This window comes from uncultured Azohydromonas sp. (assembly GCF_937926365.1).
Classification (GTDB): domain Bacteria; phylum Pseudomonadota; class Gammaproteobacteria; order Burkholderiales; family Burkholderiaceae_C; genus Azohydromonas.
The window spans coordinates 24,164-41,895 of record NZ_CALAOH010000093.1 but is presented as its reverse complement, the minus strand read 5'-3'; the positions used below and the strand labels follow the sequence as shown (position 1 = coordinate 41,895).

15 protein-coding genes and 1 pseudogene are annotated in these 17,732 nt (G+C 71.1%); 10 read left to right on the top strand and 6 right to left on the bottom strand.

Translation table 11 applies throughout. The features are described from left to right. Window positions 1-146: 146 nt before the first annotated feature. From Q0741_RS09655 to Q0741_RS09635, 5 genes and pseudogenes are all read right to left on the bottom strand, one after another. A pseudogene (locus Q0741_RS09655) lies at window positions 147-671 on the bottom strand (response regulator); the annotation flags it as partial. A 56-nt stretch (window positions 672-727) separates the two neighbouring features. After that, window positions 728-3,511 (bottom strand): response regulator, encoded by a 2,784-nt coding sequence (locus tag Q0741_RS09650; protein WP_298232986.1) that lies wholly within the window; start codon window positions 3,509-3,511, stop codon window positions 728-730. Continuing rightward, window positions 3,508-4,044 (bottom strand): YfiR family protein, encoded by a 537-nt coding sequence (locus tag Q0741_RS09645; protein ID WP_298232985.1) that lies wholly within the window; start codon window positions 4,042-4,044, stop codon window positions 3,508-3,510. Before Q0741_RS09645 ends, Q0741_RS09650 begins: the two co-directional genes overlap by 4 nt. Continuing rightward, window positions 4,041-4,265 (bottom strand): hypothetical protein, encoded by a 225-nt coding sequence (locus tag Q0741_RS09640; protein WP_298232984.1) that lies wholly within the window; start codon window positions 4,263-4,265, stop codon window positions 4,041-4,043. The genes Q0741_RS09645 and Q0741_RS09640 overlap by 4 nt, the downstream gene beginning before the upstream one ends. Window positions 4,266-4,294: 29 nt before the next feature. Further along, window positions 4,295-6,271 (bottom strand): TonB-dependent receptor, encoded by a 1,977-nt coding sequence (locus Q0741_RS09635; protein ID WP_298232983.1) that lies wholly within the window; start codon window positions 6,269-6,271, stop codon window positions 4,295-4,297. On the opposite strand from Q0741_RS09635, the gene Q0741_RS28880 reads away from it, so the two are divergent. After that, window positions 6,270-6,881 carry a LysR substrate-binding domain-containing protein gene (locus tag Q0741_RS28880; RefSeq protein WP_367184092.1) on the top strand — a complete coding sequence of 204 codons (612 nt, stop codon included), beginning with the start codon at window positions 6,270-6,272 and terminating at the stop codon, window positions 6,879-6,881. The two genes, Q0741_RS09635 and Q0741_RS28880, sit on opposite strands and share 2 nt — an antisense overlap. A 76-nt stretch (window positions 6,882-6,957) precedes the next feature. Here Q0741_RS28880 and Q0741_RS09625 read toward each other — a convergent pair whose 3' ends face one another. Beyond that, window positions 6,958-8,064 carry an LLM class flavin-dependent oxidoreductase gene (locus Q0741_RS09625; RefSeq protein WP_298232982.1) on the bottom strand — a complete coding sequence of 369 codons (1,107 nt, stop codon included), beginning with the start codon at window positions 8,062-8,064 and terminating at the stop codon, window positions 6,958-6,960. A 170-nt stretch (window positions 8,065-8,234) separates the two neighbouring features. On the opposite strand from Q0741_RS09625, the gene Q0741_RS09620 reads away from it, so the two are divergent. The 9 genes from Q0741_RS09620 to msuE all read left to right on the top strand — a co-directional run bounded on the left by Q0741_RS09620 (window position 8,235) and on the right by msuE (window position 17,719). Further along, on the top strand, window positions 8,235-9,470 hold the full coding sequence (locus Q0741_RS09620) for an acyl-CoA dehydrogenase family protein (protein ID WP_298232981.1): 1,236 nt from the start codon (window positions 8,235-8,237) through the stop codon (window positions 9,468-9,470). 79 nt (window positions 9,471-9,549) lie between these two features. Then, the gene (locus Q0741_RS09615) at window positions 9,550-10,092 is read left to right on the top strand and encodes a cysteine dioxygenase (RefSeq protein WP_298233003.1); all 543 of its coding nucleotides are present in this window, start codon (window positions 9,550-9,552) and stop codon (window positions 10,090-10,092) included. Then, window positions 10,092-11,708: a rhodanese homology domain-containing protein gene (locus Q0741_RS09610; RefSeq protein ID WP_298232980.1), complete on the top strand. Its 1,617-nt coding sequence runs from the start codon at window positions 10,092-10,094 to the stop codon at window positions 11,706-11,708. The genes Q0741_RS09615 and Q0741_RS09610 overlap by 1 nt, the downstream gene beginning before the upstream one ends. Before the next feature lie 152 nt (window positions 11,709-11,860). Further along, window positions 11,861-12,793, top strand: a complete 933-nt coding sequence (locus Q0741_RS09605; RefSeq protein WP_298232979.1) for a LysR family transcriptional regulator — start codon at window positions 11,861-11,863, stop codon at window positions 12,791-12,793. 121 nt (window positions 12,794-12,914) lie between these two features. After that, window positions 12,915-13,940, top strand: a complete 1,026-nt coding sequence (locus tag Q0741_RS09600; protein WP_298232978.1) for an ABC transporter substrate-binding protein — start codon at window positions 12,915-12,917, stop codon at window positions 13,938-13,940. Window positions 13,941-13,950: 10 nt separating this feature from the next. Continuing rightward, complete coding sequence (locus Q0741_RS09595) at window positions 13,951-14,994, top strand: ABC transporter permease (RefSeq protein WP_298232977.1); 1,044 nt, start codon at window positions 13,951-13,953, stop codon at window positions 14,992-14,994. Then, entirely contained in the window at window positions 14,988-15,791 is an 804-nt protein-coding gene (locus tag Q0741_RS09590) for an ABC transporter ATP-binding protein (RefSeq protein WP_298232976.1), read from the top strand. The genes Q0741_RS09595 and Q0741_RS09590 overlap by 7 nt, the downstream gene beginning before the upstream one ends. Before the next feature lie 12 nt (window positions 15,792-15,803). Next, window positions 15,804-17,000 carry a cytochrome c gene (locus Q0741_RS09585; protein ID WP_298232975.1) on the top strand — a complete coding sequence of 399 codons (1,197 nt, stop codon included), beginning with the start codon at window positions 15,804-15,806 and terminating at the stop codon, window positions 16,998-17,000. Between the two features lie 149 nt (window positions 17,001-17,149). Further along, window positions 17,150-17,719 (top strand): FMN reductase, encoded by a 570-nt coding sequence (gene msuE, locus Q0741_RS09580; protein WP_298232974.1) that lies wholly within the window; start codon window positions 17,150-17,152, stop codon window positions 17,717-17,719. The last annotated feature ends 13 nt before the right edge of the window (window positions 17,720-17,732 follow it).

Genomic DNA, 17,732 nt, shown 5'->3' with positions numbered 1-17,732 from the left:
CGTCCCCGCCCAGGCGCGCCAGCGTGATGTCCGGCGCAGCCTCGATCGTCCGCAGGCCGGGCTCGGGCGTCAGCGGGCGCGACACGAGGTCGCGCGCGCACGCTCTCGCGCAGCCGCTCCGCGGCCGACACCAGCACTCGGTCGCCCACGTCATGGCCCAGGGTGTCGTTGATATTCTTGAACCCGTCCAGATCCATGAACAGCACGCCCAGCCGGCCACGGTGCTGCCGGGCACGTTGTACCTCGTGCTCCAGGCGTTCCAGGAAGGCGTGCCGGTTGGGCAGCCCCGTGAGACTGTCGAAGTAGGCCAGCCGCGCGATGCGGGCCTCGGCAGCATGCACGTCCAGCATCGCCTGGTGGCTGCGAAACAGGTAGCGCACGCGATGGCCGATCAGCGCCCAGTGGACCGGCTTGGCGATGAAGTCCGTGGCGCCGCACTCGTACGCCGCCTCCACCGAGGCCACGTCGTCCATGCCGGTGACCATGACGATGGGCAGCAGCGCCCCGGCCTGGGCTCGCAGCTTGGCGCACACCGCGTAGCCGTCGAGGTCGGGCATGTCGACGTCGAGCATGACCATGTCGCAGGGGTGGGCGCCGAACTGCTGCAAGGCCTCGTGACCGCCGCTGGCCAGCCGCACGTCGTAGCCAGCCTTGCGCAGCGCCGCCTGCATCACCAGACGGGCGCCGGCGTCGTCGTCGGCCACCAGGATCGATTGCTTGAACGCGCTCATGCGGTGGCCTCGGCGACGATGGCGTGCAGCGCGGCTAGCGCGCGCTGCTGTTCGGCGTGCGTCGGCGCCAGCAGCACCGGCACGGCTTCGAGCCGTCCATCGCGGGCGCAGTGCTCGATCTCGCGGTAGCAGGCGGCCAGCGCATCGGCGCCCAGATTCGCGGCGGCGGATTTCAGGGCGTGCGCCAGTTGCCGCAGTCCCCGGGCATTGCGCTCATCAAGCGCCGCACTCATGCGTTGCACGCTGCCGTCCGCGCATGCATTGAACGAGGCCACGAGTTGCGACAGCAGCCCCAGGCCGCCGTGTTCGTCCATCTCACGCAGCATGGCAATGGTCTTGGCGTTGATGTTCGAGGCCGTGCCCAGTACCGATGGGGGCGGCGCCGGGCTGGCGTCCGCATCTTCCACGAGGTCCGTGGTGTCCGATCCGGCGGGCAGCCAGGCCGCCAGCGCGGCATGCAGCGCCGTGAAGGTGTAGGGCTTGGCCAGGAAGCCGTTCATGCCGGCGTCCAGGCAGGCCTGCTCGTCGCCGCGCAATGCGTTGGCCGTCACGGCAACGATGGGCAACGCCGCACCGCGGCTCGCGGGCAGCTCGCGGATGGCCGTCGCCGCCTGGTAGCCGTCCATGACCGGCATCTGGCAATCCATCAGCACCAGGTCGAAGTCGTTGCCGCGCACCAGTTCCACGGCTTCGGCCCCGTGCTGGGCCAGCGTCCAGCGCAGCCCGAGCCGATCGAGCATGGCCTGGGCGACGGCCTGGTTGACCGGGTTGTCCTCCACCACCAGCACGTGGCCCCGCAGTGTGCCGTGCCGCGCCTGCGGCGCCTTGGTCCCAGCCGGCGTGTCGTCCTGTGCGCCCGCCAGCACCCCCACGAGAACGCGGTGCAGATCGGCGCGGCGAATGGGCTTGCTCAGGCTGCGGCACAGCCCGGCGTGCGCCCGCGTGCGCGCGTCGGCATCGGCGTAGGTCGAGCTCAGCAGCACCAGACGGGTGGCGGCCATCGCGGGCTCGGCGCGGATGGAGCGCGCCAGCGCCAGCCCATCCATGCCAGGCATGTGCATGTCCAGGATGGCCAAATCGAAGGGGCGTCCCGTGCGCGCGGCCTGGTGCAGCGCGGCCAGCGCCGGCGTGGCGCCGTCCACGCAGTGCACCGACATGCGCCAGCCCTGCAGCTGGTGCAGCAGGATGTCGCGGTTGGTCTGGTTGTCATCCACAACCAGTACGCGCGCACCCTCCAGCAGGGCGCCGTCCAGCGGCAGCGCCGTGCCGTTGCCGGCCACAGGCAGGCGCAGTTCCACGCTGAACGTCGATCCCGCGCCGAGCTCGCTGCGCACGCCGATACGGCCCCCCATCAGGTGTACCAGGCGCTGGCAGATGGCCAGCCCCAGCCCGGTGCCGCCGTACTGGCGCGTGGTCGAGCCGTCGGCCTGCGCGAAGTGCTCGAAGATGTGCATGCAGGCCTGCGGTGCGATGCCAATGCCGGTGTCCTCGACGCCAATGCGCAGCGAGGCCATGCCCCCGTGCCGCTCCAGCATGACGACCCGCACCACCACCTCGCCCGCCTCCGTGAACTTGATGGCGTTGCCCACCAGGTTGGCCACCACCTGGCGCAGCCGGAACGCGTCGCCACGCACGGTCAGTTCGGCATCGTGGGGCACGATCTGCATCGCCAGCTCCAAGCCCTTGACTTCGGCCGGCTGCGCGAACATCGCGATGGCCTCTTCCACGACCCGCACCACGCTGAAGGCCGCGTCCTCCAGTTCCAAGTGGCCAGCCTCGATCTTGGAAAAGTCCAGGATGTCGTTGAGCACACCCAGCAGGTGCTGCCCCGAAGCCTGCGCCGACTCGGCCCACTGGCGCTGCAGCGGGTCCAGCGCCGTGTCCAGCAGCAGCTGGTTCATGCCCAGCACGCCGTTCATGGGCGTGCGGATCTCGTGGCTCATCGTGGCCAGGAACTCGCTCTTGGCTCGGCTGGCGGCCTCGGCGGCGTCCCTGGCCTGCACCAGCTCCGCGGTGCGCCGGCTCACCTCCTCTTCCAGGTGGTTGCGATGCGCCTCGAGGCTGGTGTCGCGCTGCTGGATCTGCTCCAGCATGGCGTTGAAGCCCTGCGCCAACGAGCGCAGCTCCACGATGTCGCTGCTGCGCGCGCGCAGCGTGTAGTCGGCATTGAGCGAGACCCGCTGCGTGAGGGCGTTGAGCTCGGCGATGGGGTTGAGCACCGAGGCGTTGAGCCGCCGCAGCAGCAGCTGGCTGATGGCCAGCGCCAGTGCCGTGGCGCCCAGCGTCGCCGCCAGCTGCCACAGGAGCTGCTGGTACAGCGGCGCCAGCGTCAGTGTCAGCTCCACGCTGCCGCGGTGCTGGCCCTCGAACAGCACCGGCTGCGCGACCCGCAGCCGGGTCGGACCGAGCTCGCGCGCCCCGGCACGGCCCGGTAGCGGCGCCATGGGCGGCGCTTGCCCTTCGGCGGCGTAGTGCGCGAACGCGACCTGCTCGGCGGTGTACACCGCCGCGCCAAGCACCTGCGGCATGTTGCGCAGCGGCTGCAGCAGCTCCGTGGCCGCCTTCTGATCCTGGAACATCAACGCCGCGGCGGCGCTCTCGGCCAGCATCCGGGCCTGCAGGCGGCTGGTGTCGATCATGGACAGCAGGCCCAGCACGGCACTGCTGGCCGTGATGACCAGCGCCACGATGGCGGTGGCCGCGCCGAGCGTGATGCGGTTCACGCGACGCAGGCGCTGTCCCAGCGTACTGCCGCACAGGCCATTGTTCATGCGGCTCATTGCCGTACCTCCGTAGCCAAGCGCAGGAGCCGGGAGCTGAGTTCCAACCGCGCCTCGCGCGCGGCCCGGAGGCTGGCCTCGAAGGTGACGCGCTCCTGCGAGAGATTCATGTTGAGGGCCACGCCATGCTGCAAGGCCTGCGGCGTGTCGGCCACCGTCAGCACCGGCAGCCCGCGCAGCACGTCGAGCACGCGCCGCACCGTCTCGCTGCCCGCGTTGGCGATGAAGACCACCTGGCAGCCCTTGAGCGTCTCGGCCTGCGTCCTGCGGTGCACCGCCAGGGTCCGCGCTCCGGCCCGCTTCCCGTTCAAGGCGGCGGCTTCGATGCCGAAGGGGTCCGCGCCGTAGATGCACACGTTGAGCGTGCTACCGACCTCCGCCGGCCACTCGGTGTAGGCGGCGAAGTTGTAGAGAAAGGCGGCCTTGAGCCGGTATTCGGGCAGCTCCCCACCATGGGCGGCGAGCGCCATGCCGACGGCGCTCAGCACCGACAAGGTCCGCAGCAGGCCACGCCAAAGGACACGGACCCTCATGGCCGGCTCCCCGGCGCGATGCGCGGCTGCAGTGCGGGGGATGTGGACGGGCCGGGGCTGCAACTCGATGGCCCGATCTTCAGTTCCAGCAGCTGTTCCAGAGGCAGGCGCAACAGGGTATCGAGCGAACAGGCATCGGCCACGCCAGAGGCAGCCTGGCCCATGGCCACCAAGGCGCACAGCAGGGACAGGCGCCAGTCCCGGACGGCGCGATGAATCATCGCGGTCGCTGTCGAAGTTCGCGGCATCGTCAGAACCGATAGCGGGCTTCGGCACGGACGCTGCGGCCGTCCTGGCCCAGCGAGTCCTGCCAGTTGCTGTCGGACGCCGGGTGCTCGTAGCGCTTGTCGAACAGGTTGCGGATGGCAAGGCTCACTTTCAGTCCCGGGAGCAGGCGCTCCGTGCTCAAGTGCAGGTTCGATACGGCATGGCCACCCGTCTCCTTGCCGGCAAGCGTGCTTCGGCGGCCGTCGAACTGCAGCTCCCAGCCCAGACGCAGGCCGGCCAGGGGCAACGGCGCCGAGAAGTTGAGCTTGCCCAGCAGTGGCGGCGCATTGGCGATCCGGACGCCACCGGCGTCGCGCGCGTGCTGCATCGAAACGCTGCCGCGCAGCCGCCCGCCCCAGGACCAGACCTGGTCGGCAGACAGCTCCAGCCCCTTGGCCCGGACCTGCCCGCCCGGCTGGTATTGCGTCAGCCCACTGACCGGGTCCACGCCCAGGACGATGAGGTCCGACATGCGCCACTGGTACACGGAGCCGCGCAAGAGCAGTTCGCCGCCCACGCGGTGGCCGGCCACGAGTTCCAGCGTGTCGATGCGCTCGCCCTGGAGGGCTGGATTGCCCACCTGCGACACGCTGTCGCTGTAGTCGCGCTCGAAGGCGTTGGGCGCGCGATGCGCCCGGCCGTAGAGCGCCTTGAGCGTGGTGGCCGGCGTGGCCTGCCAGATCAGGCCCAGGCGCGGGCTGGTCTGGGTGCCCGTGACGTCGTTGCGATCCACGCGCAGGCCCAGTGTGGCCCGCAGCGTATCGGCCAGGAGCCATTCGTCCTGCACATACACGCCAGCGCGCCAGCCCGGACTGTGGATCGTGAAGTCATTGGCGGGATTGGCTGGGTCGATGAATTGCTGTCGGGCCCGTGCGTTGTCCTGGATCTCCAGCCCCAGCATCAGCCTGTGCGCGTCCCAGCCGCTGTAGAACAGCTGCCACTCGCCGCCACGCCAGTCGCCGGCGATTGGGCTGGTGATCGGCGTGCCATAGTTGAAGTGGCCGGTGTAGCGCTCCTGCCCGGCGAAGAGGCGGGCGTGGAACCGCAGCGCGTCTTCAGGCCGACCATGCTGGTGTTGCAGTTGGGCGAGCGTGTAGCGGTCGCGCTGGGACTGTCCGGGCACCAGCGGGCTGCTGAAGTAGGAAGCCGTGGGATCGTCCTTGCGGTCGTTGCCGCTGACCAGGTCGAAGGACCAGGCGCCGCGGGCCAGGCGGATGAAGAACTCCCGGTCGCGCTCGCCATCCATGCCCCGCGCGATGCCGGACACCCCGGTCGCACCGAACTCGAAGAAATGGTCCTGGCCGCGCGCGTTCAGCGCCGAGGTGGACAGCAGCAGGTCCAGCCCGCCGTCGAAGCGCTTGCCAAAGCTCACGCGCCCTTCGCGCAACCCCTGCGGCTGCTGTGCTCGCACTGCGAGCTCCGTGGCATCCATGTCCATGCCGGTGCGCGTGATGACGTTGACGACGCCGAACATGGCGTTCTGGCCGTAGACGGCTCCGCCCGGGCCCGGAATGAACTCGATGCGCTCGACCAGTTCCATGTCAAGCGGAAGCTGCCGGCCGACCTGGCCCGCGTCGAACGTTGAATCGTTGACCCGATTGCCGTTGATGGTGACGAGCACGCGGGTGTTGTAGTCCCCGGGCAGCCCGAAGCCCCGCGTGCCCAGGTACTTGTACTGGCGGTCGTAGGTGACGTGAACGCCTGGCAGCGTGGCCAGTGCCTCGTCCAGTGTGCGCCAGCCGAAGCTGCGAATGTCCTCGCGCGTGATCACGCTGACCGCCGCGGCCACCTCGGACTGGCGCTGCTCGTACTTCGAGGCGCCGACGACCTTAAGGGCCATCAACTCCTCCAGGCCCAGCGCCGTCAGGTCGGGGCTTGCGCTGACCAGCGGACTCGCGGCGTACAGGGCTATCGCCAGCACGCACCTGCTCAGAGCAGTGGTGGGCACGGAAGCTTTCATGGGCGGTTTCAAACGGCGAGCACGGGCTGCTTTCCCGCATCACGGGGAGCGGCACCGTTCAACGCATCATGGGGAGCTCATGACACCCGGACCCCAGAACGGGACCAGGCGAGGAGCCCTGTGGCCCTGGAAATTCTTCTGTTTTCTTGATCAATTTCATCAACCGGTGCGAGGAGCGAAAACTGCGAGTCAAGCCGACCGGCTTGCAGGACGCGTCGCCAGTGGCCCATTCATCGGTTTCCGGGAACGCAACTTGATCCGCGCGGACGCACGCGGCATGCGAGTTCACACACCGGACACAGTCCCGCCCGGCTTGGGCTTGGCGGCTGCGCGTGCTCGGCCCCCGTCCCGGCGCTGGCGCGTGACTTCGCGCTCGACGTCTTCAAACTGGGCGCTCGACGGCCACGGCACCCTCATGCGCGCCGAGTGGCGCATCGAGCGCTATCTGCAAAGCGGTCGGCTCGCGCAGGTGCTGCCGCAGTACTACACGCCCGATGCGGACATCCATGCCGTCTACCCGCAGCGCCACCAGGTGGCAACGCGCGTGCGGGCATTCGTGGACTTCGTTGCGCTGTCATTGGCTCGGCAGGCCAAGATCGGCAAGTCCTGACGACAGCTGCCAAGAAGCAGCATGCTCAGGAAACACGATGGCAGCGAATCCTTTCGCATGCCCCCGGGCACCGCCATCACGCCAGGGCTGCCGCAGGCGCTTGCGAGGCCTGCCGCGCTTCCCGCTCGGCAACCAGGGCACGCACGCGCGGAATCAGCTCGCGGCCGTAGTCCGCGGCGTCGTCGAGCGGATCGAAGCCGCGGATGAGCAGCGTGCCCACGCCCAGTTCCACGTACTTCAGCAGCGCCTGCGCCACCTGCTCCGGCGTGCCCACCAGCGCCGTGCTGTTGGAGCGCGCGCCGGTCTCGCGCGCCACCGCCGTCCACAGCCGCTCGTCCACCACGTCGCCGCGCTCGGCCGCGCTCAGCAGCCGGCGCGCGCCCTCGCTCTGCTGCGGGCCGCCACGCGACCAGCCCGCCTCCGTGCGCAGGCGGCGCGTCTCGGCCAGGATGTGCTCGGCCTTCTCCCAGGCCTGGCTTTCCGTGTCGGCCAGGATCGGCCGGAAGGAGACCGAGAAGCGGATGTTGCGCCCATGCCGGACGGCCTCGGCACGCACGCGCTGCGTCAGCTCGCGCGTCTGCTCCAGCGACTCGCCCCACAGCGCGTAGGCGTCGGCATGCTTGCCGGCCACGCGCAGCGCGGCCTCGCTGGCGCCACCGAAATAGATCGGGATGTGCGGCTTCTGCAGCGGCTTGACCTCCGAGAAGGCCTTCTCGTAGCGATAGAGCGGCCCCTCGTGGTCGAAGGGCTCCTCGGCCGTCCAGGTGCGGCGCAGCACCTGCAGGTACTCGTCGGTGCGCGCGTAACGCTGGTCATGGTCGAGGAAGTCGCCGTCGCGGCGCTGCTCCTCGTCCGAGCCGCCGGAGATGATGTGCACCGCCAGCCTGCCGCCCGTGAAATTCTCCAGCGTGGCCAGCTGCCGCGCGGCGAAGGCGGGCGCGATGAAGCCCGGGCGGTGCGCCAGCAGGAAGTGCACGCGCTCGGTCACGCTGGCGGCGTAGGCGATGACCTGGCTGGCATCCGGACCGGTCGAGTGCTGCGGCACCAGGATGCGGTCGAAGCCCGCGGCCTCGTGCGCCTGCGCGAAGCGGCGCACGTAGTCGCGGTCGATCACGGGCCCTTGCGGGCGCAGCGTCTCCGACTGCCGCTGGGTGGTGATCATGCCGATGATCTCGACGCTCATGGAGGGGCTCCTTGCTTGCGTGGTTGGGTGGGAATGGCCGCAACCGTAGAGCCACGACCCGCATCAAGACAAATAATCAAATCTGCTATTCATGTTTGGATTGCATGTTTGACCGCACCGCCCCTCCGCTCCTACGCTGGCCGCCGAATCACACCTCGCATGGACTTCGCATGAGCCTCGACACCTTGGCACCGGCGCGTGCAAGCGCTCCACCCGCCTTCGGCACGACGCCCGAGCCCGCCTTCGCAGCGGCGGGCCGGCCCGATGCGGCGTTGCTGGCCCACATCACGCGCACCCTGGCCGCCACGGCGGCCGAGCACGACGCCAGCGGCCGCTTCCCGCACGCCAACTTCGAGCTGCTGCGCCGCCACGGCCTGCCGGGTCTGGTGGTGCCGCGCGAGCTTGGCGGCGCCGGCGGACGGCTGGCCGAGGCGCGCGAGCTGGTCGCCGCCGTGGCCCGCGGCGAGCCGGCCACGGCGCTGGTGCTGGTGATGCAGCTGCTGCTCACGCGGCTGCTGAGCCATCCCGATTGCCGCTGGCCGGCGGCGCTGCGCGAGCGCGTGCTGCGCAGCGCCGTGCGCGAAGGTGCGCTGGGCAACCATTTGCGCGTGGAACCGGAGCTGGGCTCGCCCGCGCGCGGCGGCCTGCCCGGCACCGTGGCACGGCGCACGCCCGACGGCTGGCGGCTCTCGGGCCACAAGCTCTACACCACCGGCATCGACGGCCTGCGCTGGCTGGTGGTGTGGGGCCGCACCGACGAGGCCGAGCCGCGCGTGGGCCAGTTCCTGGTGCCGGCCGACGCGCCGGGGCTGCGCGTGCAGCGCAGCTGGAACCACCTGGGCATGCGCGCCACGGCCAGCGACGAAGTGCTGCTCGACGAGGTGCCGATCCCGCTGGACCACGCGGTGGACCTGCGCGCACCGGCCGAATGGATCACGCGGCCGGACCCGGAGCAGCAGGCCTGGATGAACGTGCTGCTGGGCACGCTCTACGACGCCGTGGCGCGCAACGCGCGCGACTGGCTGCTGGATTTCCTGCGCCAGCGCGTGCCATCGAGCCTGGGCGCGCCGCTGGCGAGCCTGCCGCGCGCGCAGGAGGCGGTGGGCGAGATCGAGCTGCTGCTGCTCGCCAGCCAGGCGCAGCTCGACGACGCCACCGCCTCGGCGGACGCGGGACGGCCCTGGTCGGTGGCGGACAGCGGCCTGCTCAAGGTCGCCGTCACGCGCAACGCCATCGCCGTGACCGAGCTGGCGCTGCGCCAGTCCGGCAACCACGGGCTGGACCGCGCCAACCCGCTGCAGCGCTACCACCGCGACGTGCTGTGCGGGCGCGTGCACACGCCGCAGGAAGACAGCGCCCTGGTCGCGGCCGGCCGCGTCGCGCTGCACCCGGCCACGACAGTCTGAACCCGCATTCCCGAACCTTCAGGAGACTCCCTTGAGCACCTCACCCCTGCGCGACTTCGTGGTCGCGGTCACGCGCGAGCTGGACCATGACGCCAGCGAAGCCGAGCGCCTGGCCGCCGTGCGCGGCCACCTCGCCCGCCTGGTGGCGCGTGACGACTGGCTCCCCGAGGAGCTGGCCCAGCCGCATCCCCAGCACTACCGCCAGTACCTGCTGCACGCCGATCCGCTGGAGCGCTTCTCCGTCGTGAGCTTCGTCTGGGGCCCGGGCCAGCGCACGCCGGTGCACGACCACACCGTCTGGGGCCTCATCGGCATGCTGCGCGGCGAGGAGATCGCGCAGAACTTCGCCTACGACGCCGCGGGCTGCCTGGTGCCCGCCGGGCCGGCGCAGCGGCTGCACCCGGGCGAGGTGGAGGCCGTGTCGCCCACGCTGGGCGACATCCACCAGGTCAGCAACGCCTTCGACGACCGCACCTCCATCTCCATCCACGTCTACGGTGCCAACATCGGTGCCGTGCACCGCTGGGTCTACGCCCCGGACGGCACCAGGAAACCCTTCGTTTCCGGCTATTCCAACACCTGGGTCCCCAACCTCTGGGACCGTTCCAAGGAGACCACTTGATGCCCGCTTCCCCCGACCTGCCGCGCCTGAGCGCGTCCGACGTGCGCGCCACGTTGCTGGCCAAGCGCGAGATCGCGCTGATCGACGTGCGCGAGGAAGACCCCTTCGCCCAGGAGCACCCGCTGTTCGCGGTGCAGATCTCGGCCGGCCGCATCGAGCTCGACGCCCCCTGGCGGCTGCCGCGGCGCGACGTCACGATCGCCGTGTACGACGACGGCGAGGGCCTGGCCGAGCCCGCGGCACGGCGGCTGCAGGCGCTGGGCTACACCCGCGTGCACCTGCTCGAAGGCGGCCTGCAAGGCTGGCGCGACGCCGGCGGCGAGCTGTTCCGCGACGTGAACGTACCGAGCAAGGCCTTCGGCGAGCTGGTGGAGCATGAGCGCGGCACGCCCTCGCTGCCGGCCGAGGAGGTCAAGGCGCTGCTGGACGCCAAAGCGGACGTGGTGGTGCTGGACGCGCGCCGTTTCGACGAGTACCAGACCATGAGCATCCCGGGCGGCATCAGCGTGCCCGGCGCCGAGCTGGCGCTGCGCGTGCGCGACCTGGCGCCCGATCCGTCCACGCGCGTCATCGTCAACTGCGCCGGGCGCACGCGCAGCCTCATCGGCACGCAGAGCCTGGTCAACGCCGGCATTCCCAACCCCGTGGCCGCCCTGCGCAACGGCACCATCGGCTGGACCCTGGCCGGCTTCGAGCTGGACCACGGCGCGCAGCGCCGCTTCGGTCCGGCCAGCGGGGCCAACCGCCGTGCCGCGCAGGGCGCCGCCCAGGCCCTGGCCGACCGTGCCGGCGCGCTGCGCCTGACGCGGGACAGCCTGGCCGCCTGGACGCTGGACCGGCAGCGCACCCTCTACCGCTGGGACGTGCGCACGCCCGAGGAATACGCCGCCGGCCACCTGCCGGGCTTCGGCAGCGCGCCCGGTGGGCAACTGGTGCAGGAGACCGACGTGTTCGCCGCCGTGCGCGGCGCGCGCATCGTGCTGGCGGACGGCGGCATCGAATCCGACGGGGTGCGCGCGGCCATGACGGCGCACTGGCTGGCGCAGCTGGGCTGGGAAGTGGGCTGGCTCACCGACGTCGGCCCGTCGCAGTTCACCGAGACCGGCGCCTGGAAGCCGCCGCATGCGCCGTTTCCGGCGGTGGACTCGGTGACGCCGGCCGAGCTGGCCGACCAGCTCGCCCGGGACGACGGCACGCTGCTGCTCGACGTCACCACCAGTGCCAACCACGTCAAGGGCCACATCCCGGGCGCGTGGTGGGTGCTGCGCGCGCAACTGCCTCAGGCGCTGCGGGCGCTGCCGGCGCCGCGGCGCATCGTGGTGACCTGCGGCAGCAGCGCGCTGGCCCGCTTCGCCGCGGCGGACCTGGCCAGGCTGACCGACGTGCCGGTGGCGGTGCTGGAAGGCGGCAACGCCGCCTGGGCCGCCGAGGGCCGGCCGCTGGAGGCGGGCGAGCAGCGGCTGGCGAGCCCGCGCATCGACCGCTACCGCCGGCCCTACGAGGGCACCGACGCGCCGCGCGAGGCGATGCAGGCCTACCTGGACTGGGAATTCGGGCTGGTGGCGCAACTGGGCCGCGACGGCACGCACGGCTTCAAGGTGCTGGGAGCGCCGTGAGCGATGACCGCTCGGGATCGTGTCCGGCCGACGCCGGCGCGCACGGCTCGTCGCCGCGCCGCGACGGTACGGCCGAAGCGGTCGAACCTGGGCGTGGAGCGCGCGGGACAGGCGATACAGTGCCGCCCCAGTCCCGCTCCCTGAACGCCTCGATGAAAACGGAAGACCTGCGCGCCTTCGACGCCGTGGTGCGCCACGGCTCGATCAGCCTGGCCGCGCGCGAGCTCGGCCTGACCCAGCCCGCCACCACGCGCCGCATCCAGAACCTGGAGGAGTCGTTGGGGGTGCAACTGCTGGACCGCAGCATCAAGCCCCCCAAGCCCTCCCCGCTGGGCTTGCGCGTGCATGCGCAGACCCGCGCCGCGCTGCGCGAGATCGATGCCTTGCGTGACCTGGTCACCACCGACGCCATGCCCACCGGCCGCCTGCGCCTGGGGCTGACGCATTCGATGGGAGCGTCCAGCCTGGTGGAGCTGCTGCTGGACATGCAGCGCAGCTTCCCCGAGGTACGGTTGCAAGTGGCAACCGACTGGAGCGCCCGGCTGGTGGACGCGGTCCGCCAAGGCCGGCTCGACGCAGCCGCGGTGTTCATGCCGGCATCCCAGGTTTGGCCCGACACCCTCAGCGCGCAACGCCTGGCCTCCACGGAATTGCTGGTCGTGGCCGCCAAGGGCCGGCTGGCAAAGACCAGCGTGCGGCTCAAGGACATCTTCGACGCGGGCTGGATCCTCAACCCCGACGGCTGCGGCTTCCGCGCCGCGCTGCAGCGCGCGCTGTCCGCGCAGGGCCTGCCCTTCCGGCTCAACCTGGAGACCTACGGCAGCGAGCTGCAGCTCGGCCTGGTGGCCGCCGGCCTGGGCCTGGGATTCGTCTCGCGCCCTGCCCTGCAGGCCAGTTGCCATGCCGAAGCCCTGGACGTGCTGACGGTGCGCGACTTCGGGCTGGCGCTGGACGTGTGGATGGTCAGCAGTACCGCGCAAGGCAACCTGCAGCGGGCCATCGAGCACTTTGGCGCGGCGCTGGTGCGCGGCATGGGCGCGGAACAGAAGGCGGCGGCCCGCTCCACCGGTCGATCGAGAAAGTAAGGCCGGCCTCCACGGCAACCGGGTTCATGCGTCCCGCATATGAATCCACCCAAACATTATTTGCCTGTTGAACGTCCTCCCGGTGCAATGCGCTTTCGCAACGCAACTTCCGGGAGGAACGATGAAGGCACCAGCCGCCCCTGAACACACCCCTCTGACCCGCCGCCAGCTCCTTGGCGGCGCCGGCGCGGCCGCCGTGGTGGCGGCCGGCGCGGGGCTGGGCGCGCATCGCGTCGCCGTGGCGCAAAACCTGGGCAAGCCACTGACGGTGGCCTGGAACGCCAACGCCATCTGCCTCGTCCCGGTGCCGGTGGCCGATCAGCTGGGCTTCTTCAAGAAGCACGGCGTGAAGGTGGAGCTCACCAACTTCAGCGGCTCCACGGACGCGCTGCTGGAGTCCATCGCCACCGGCAAGGCCGACGCCGGCGTGGGCATGGTGCACCGCTGGCTCAAGGCGCTGGAGCAGGGCTTCGACGTCAAGATCACCGGCGCCTCGCACGGCGGCTGCACCCGCCTGGCCGGCTCCAAGGCGGCCGGTGTCACCGAGCTGAAGCACCTCAAGGGCAAGACCATCGGCGTCAGCGACCTCGCCAGCCCGGGCAGGAACTTCTTCGCCATCCTGCTGAGCAAGCACGGCATCGACCCGAACAGGGACGTGCAGTGGCGCCAGTACCCCGCGGACCTGCTGGGCCTGGCGGTGGAGAAGGGGGAGATCCAGGCCATTGCCGACGGCGACCCCAACCTCCACCTGATCCAGAAGCGCCACAAGGATCTGGTGGAGGTGGCAACGAACCTCTCCGGCGAGTACGCCGACAAGACCTGCTGCGTGCTGGGTGTGCGCGGCTCGCTGGTGCGCGGCGACAAGGCCACCGCCGCGGCGCTCACGCGCGCCATCGTCGAGGCCAGCGACTGGGTAGCCAACAACCCCAACGAGAGCGCGCGCATCTTCTCGAAGTTCTCGCCCGTGCCCGAAGCCGACCTGCGCGCCATCCTGGGCACGCTCACGCACAACCACCACCCCTCCGGCGTCGCGCTGCGCCAGCAGATCGAGTTCTACGCCCGCGACTTCAAGTCCATCGGCGTGTTCAAGCCGGGCACGGACCCGGCGAAGTTCGCCGCGCACGTGGTGGCGGACGTGCTGGCCTGAAGGAGCGGTGATGAGCATCTTGTCTTCCGGGCTTTCGCCCGCGCTGTCGCGGCCCGATGCCGCGCGCCGGCCGCTGCCGGTGTGGTGGACCGGCGCGCTGTCCGCGCTGGCCTGGGCGGCCTTCGGGTTGCTGACCTGGCGGCTGCCCAACGTGGAGCTGGGCTTCAGCGAGTGGGCCTACACCACGGAGCTGGGCGTGGCCGCGCTGCTGCTGGCGGCGCTGGTGCTGGTGGTGGCGGCCACGCTGCCGACACTGGCCGCGGCGCAGGGCGGGTGGCTGGCGCGGGCGGAAACCGCGCTGCGCCGGCTCGGCCCCTGGCTGGTGGCGCTGCCGCTGCTGCTGGCGCTGTGGGAACTGCTCACGGCCAAGCTGGCCTGGCTGCCGGCGCCCTTCTTCGCGCCGCCGCAGTCGCTCATCGAGGTCTATGGCGGCGACTACCAGCGCCTGGCCGAGTGCGCCGCGCACTCGCTGCTGCTGCTCTCGGCGGGCGTGGCCGTTGGCGCGCTGGCGGGCTTCCTCACCGGCGTGATCATCGGCTGGTCGCGCAGTGCCGGCTACTGGATCCACCCGCTGCTGCGCTTCCTCGGCCCCATCCCGTCCACCGCGCTGCTGCCCATGGCCTTCTTCCTGGCGCCGTCGAGCTGGTCGGCCGCCGCCTTCCTGATCGCGCTGGCCACGGGCTTCCCGGTGACGGTGCTGACCTGGTCCGGCGTGGCCAGCGTCAACCGCCAGTACTACGACGTGGCGCGCACGCTGGGCGCCAGCGAATGGTTCCTGATCTGGCGCGTGGCCGTGCCCGCGGCGCTGCCGCAGGTGTTCGTGGGCATCTTCATGGGCCTCGGCGCCAGCTTCTCGGTGCTGGTGGCGGCCGAGATGATGGGCGTGAAGTCCGGGCTGGGCTGGTATCTCACGTGGGCCCAGGGCTGGGCCGCCTACACCAACATGTTCGCGGCGCTGTTCGTGATGGCGGCCCTGTTCTCGGGCCTCATCACCGCGCTGTTTGCCGTGCGCGACCGCGCGCTGGCCTGGCAGAAAGGGACGCTGAAATGGTAGGCACCACGCTGGAACGACAAGCCGCCGCGCCGGCGCGCGCCGCGGGCGCCCACATCGCGGTGCGGGGCGTGAGCCACGCCTTCGAGCGACCGCAGGGGCCGCTGCCGGTGCTGCAGGCGGTGGACATCGACATCCGCCCCGGCGAGTTCGTCGCGCTGCTGGGGCCCAGCGGCTGCGGCAAGAGCACGCTGCTGCGGCTGGTGGCGGGGCTGGAGACGGCCAGCAGCGGCAGCATCCACCATGACGGCCGGCCCATCCTGCGCCCCGAGCCCTCGCGCGTGGTGGTGTTCCAGGACCCGACGCTCTACCCCTGGCGCACCGTGTGGGAGAACGTGGCGCTGGGCCTGCAGGCGCGCGGCGAGCTGGACCACAAGCGCCATCGCGTGGACGAGGCGCTGGCGCTGGTGGGCCTGTCGGAGTTCGCGCAGGGCTATCCGCATCAGCTCTCGGGCGGCATGGCGCAGCGCGCGGCGCTGGCCCGGGCGCTGGTCAACGACCCGGCGCTGCTGATCCTGGACGAGCCGTTGGGCAAGCTGGACTCGCTCACGCGGCTGGCGATGCAGACGGAGCTCGTCGCGCTGTGGCAGCGCGCGGGCCTGAGCGTGCTGATGGTCACGCACGACGTGGAGGAGGCGCTGTTCATGGCGCAGCGGGTGCTGGTGATGGGCCCGCGCCCGGCACGCGTGCTGGCCGAGCTGCGCGTGGACCTGCCCTACCCGCGCCACCGCGGCGACGAGGCGCTGGCGCGACTGCGCCACGAGGCGCTGCGGCACTTGGGGCTGGATCAGAGCTGGTGAGGTTCAGCCTCCATGGAAAACGGTTGGTGGCGCGGCTCCGGCCTGGACGCCTTGCTGGCGTTCATCACGCAGCTTGAGCAGGGTCTATTGCGCGCCCTGCATTCCCTGGGGCTGGCGCCCCTGGTCCATGGCCAGCCGGCCTGGCCCTTCGATGTGCGCGTATCGGCGGCGATGCTCACGCTGGACCCCAGCCACGCACGCCAGGTCGGCACGGTACTGCTGCTCCTGGGCCTGGCCGCGCTGGCGCTGCTGTTGGCCGCGCTGCTGCGCTGGCCGTTGCGTGCGCATCGCGGTGCAGCGTTCATGCTGGGCCTGGCGGCGGCGGGCCTGGGCGGCGCCGCCTGGCAGTGGCCGTCGCCGGTGCTGCTGTGGGTGCCGGCCGTGCCGACCAGCTTTCACCGCCTGCCCGAAGCCGCCCAGGCCAGCGCCCCGCTGCACGCCGCTCGCCTCTATGCCCGGCATTGCCTCGGTTGCCACGGCGAAAACGGCGACGGTGACGGCCCGCGCGCGGCGGAGGGGCCACGCTGGCCGCCGACCTTCAACCGCAGCCTGCTGTGGCGGCGCAGCGACGGGGAACTCTTCTGGCACATCCGCCACGGCATGAGCGACGAGCAAGGCCGCCGCACCATGCCCGCGCTGCCCGAAGAGTTGCCCGACGAGGCGGTATGGCAACTCGTGGGCTGGCTGCAGTTGCACGCCGCCGGCCAGCAACTGGCCCGCGCCGGCGAGTGGCAGCTGCCGCTGTCCGCGCCGCCGATGACGGTGCAATGCGACGGCGGCCCGCCGCGCCCGCTGGGGGCGCTGCAGGGCCAGCGGCTGCGCATCGTCGCGCTGGGGCCGCACCAGCCGGCACCACGCGAGGACCCGCGCTTCCAGACCGTCCTGCTCTCGCCCGTGGCGCGGACGCAGCAAGGCTGCCTGGCCGTCTCCGAGGCCGCCTGGCAGGCCTACGCGCTGGTGGCCGGGGTGCCATCCCAGGCGCTGGCCGGCACCGAGTTCCTGCTGGATCGCGGCGGCTGGCTGCGCGCGCGGCGCCGTCCCGACGACGCGCCCTGGAGCGACGCGATGCTGGTGTGCCGCGGCAACGGCAGCGACATGCCGCCGCAGGCGCTGCGCGAGGCTGCCACCGGCGGCGACGGCCTGGACCGGCTGCTTGCACGCATGGACGCCGAGCCGGTGCGTCCGGTGCGGGGCGGGCGCCTGCATTGAAGCGCGCGCCGTGGCAGGAGCCAGCACGATCCAGGATGGATTCATCATTTGGTTGCATGGCGCAATCTCATGATCATGCTCAATGTGCATTCTCATCTGCGCATTGATTCGTTCCTGGGGCGCATGGGCTGAGGGTACGGTTAGACCCCATGAACACTCGACAAGTCACCCTCGTGATCGGCAACGTCAGCGAACGCTCGCGCACCAAGGCGCTGGCGTTGGCGATCGCCGATGCCCTGGCCGCACGGCTGCCCATCCAGTTGCGCGTGCTCGAAATCCACGCCATCGCGCCCGCCATCGGCGTGGGCCTCGCGACGCAGGAGCTGCCGCCGGCCGGCCGCGCGGCCGTGCAGGCCATCGAGAACGCCGATCTCGTCATCGCCGTGAGCCCGGTCTACAAGGGCTCGTACAGCGGCCTGTTCAAGCACCTGTTCGACCTGGTCCATCCCGAGGCCCTGGTCGATCGCCCGGTGCTGCTGGCGGCCAACGGCGGCAGCCCGCGCCATGCCCTGGTGGTGGACCACCAGTTGCGCCCGCTGTTCGCCTTCTTCCGCGCGCTCACCGTGCCCTCGGCCGTCTATGCCACCGAAAGCGACTTCGACGGCTACACCGTGAACAGCGACGCGCTGCTCGCGCGCATCGACGAGGCCGTGGACCAGGCGGCGCGTCTACTGCAGTTGCGCCAGCACGCACCGGCGCTGCTGCGCGCCGCGGCCTGATACCAACTTTTGA

Bases quoted from the DNA above. Each gene is read 5' to 3' on its own strand.
- Q0741_RS09635 (WP_298232983.1), bottom strand. From the start codon at position 6,271: ATGAAAGCTTCCGTGCCCACCACTGCTCTGAGCAGGTGCGTGCTGGCG.
- Q0741_RS09585 (WP_298232975.1), top strand. From the start codon at position 15,804: ATGGAAAACGGTTGGTGGCGCGGCTCCGGCCTGGACGCCTTGCTGGCG.
- Q0741_RS09610 (WP_298232980.1), top strand. From the start codon at position 10,092: ATGCCCGCTTCCCCCGACCTGCCGCGCCTGAGCGCGTCCGACGTGCGC.
- Q0741_RS09625 (WP_298232982.1), bottom strand. From the start codon at position 8,064: ATGAGCGTCGAGATCATCGGCATGATCACCACCCAGCGGCAGTCGGAG.
- Q0741_RS09620 (WP_298232981.1), top strand. From the start codon at position 8,235: ATGAGCCTCGACACCTTGGCACCGGCGCGTGCAAGCGCTCCACCCGCC.
- Q0741_RS09600 (WP_298232978.1), top strand. From the start codon at position 12,915: ATGAAGGCACCAGCCGCCCCTGAACACACCCCTCTGACCCGCCGCCAG.
- Q0741_RS09640 (WP_298232984.1), bottom strand. From the start codon at position 4,265: ATGATTCATCGCGCCGTCCGGGACTGGCGCCTGTCCCTGCTGTGCGCC.
- Q0741_RS09650 (WP_298232986.1), bottom strand. From the start codon at position 3,511: ATGAGCCGCATGAACAATGGCCTGTGCGGCAGTACGCTGGGACAGCGC.
- Q0741_RS09645 (WP_298232985.1), bottom strand. From the start codon at position 4,044: ATGAGGGTCCGTGTCCTTTGGCGTGGCCTGCTGCGGACCTTGTCGGTG.
- Q0741_RS09605 (WP_298232979.1), top strand. From the start codon at position 11,861: ATGAAAACGGAAGACCTGCGCGCCTTCGACGCCGTGGTGCGCCACGGC.
- Q0741_RS28880 (WP_367184092.1), top strand. From the start codon at position 6,270: ATGGGCGGTTTCAAACGGCGAGCACGGGCTGCTTTCCCGCATCACGGG.
- Q0741_RS09590 (WP_298232976.1), top strand. From the start codon at position 14,988: ATGGTAGGCACCACGCTGGAACGACAAGCCGCCGCGCCGGCGCGCGCC.
- Q0741_RS09595 (WP_298232977.1), top strand. From the start codon at position 13,951: ATGAGCATCTTGTCTTCCGGGCTTTCGCCCGCGCTGTCGCGGCCCGAT.
- msuE (WP_298232974.1), top strand. From the start codon at position 17,150: ATGAACACTCGACAAGTCACCCTCGTGATCGGCAACGTCAGCGAACGC.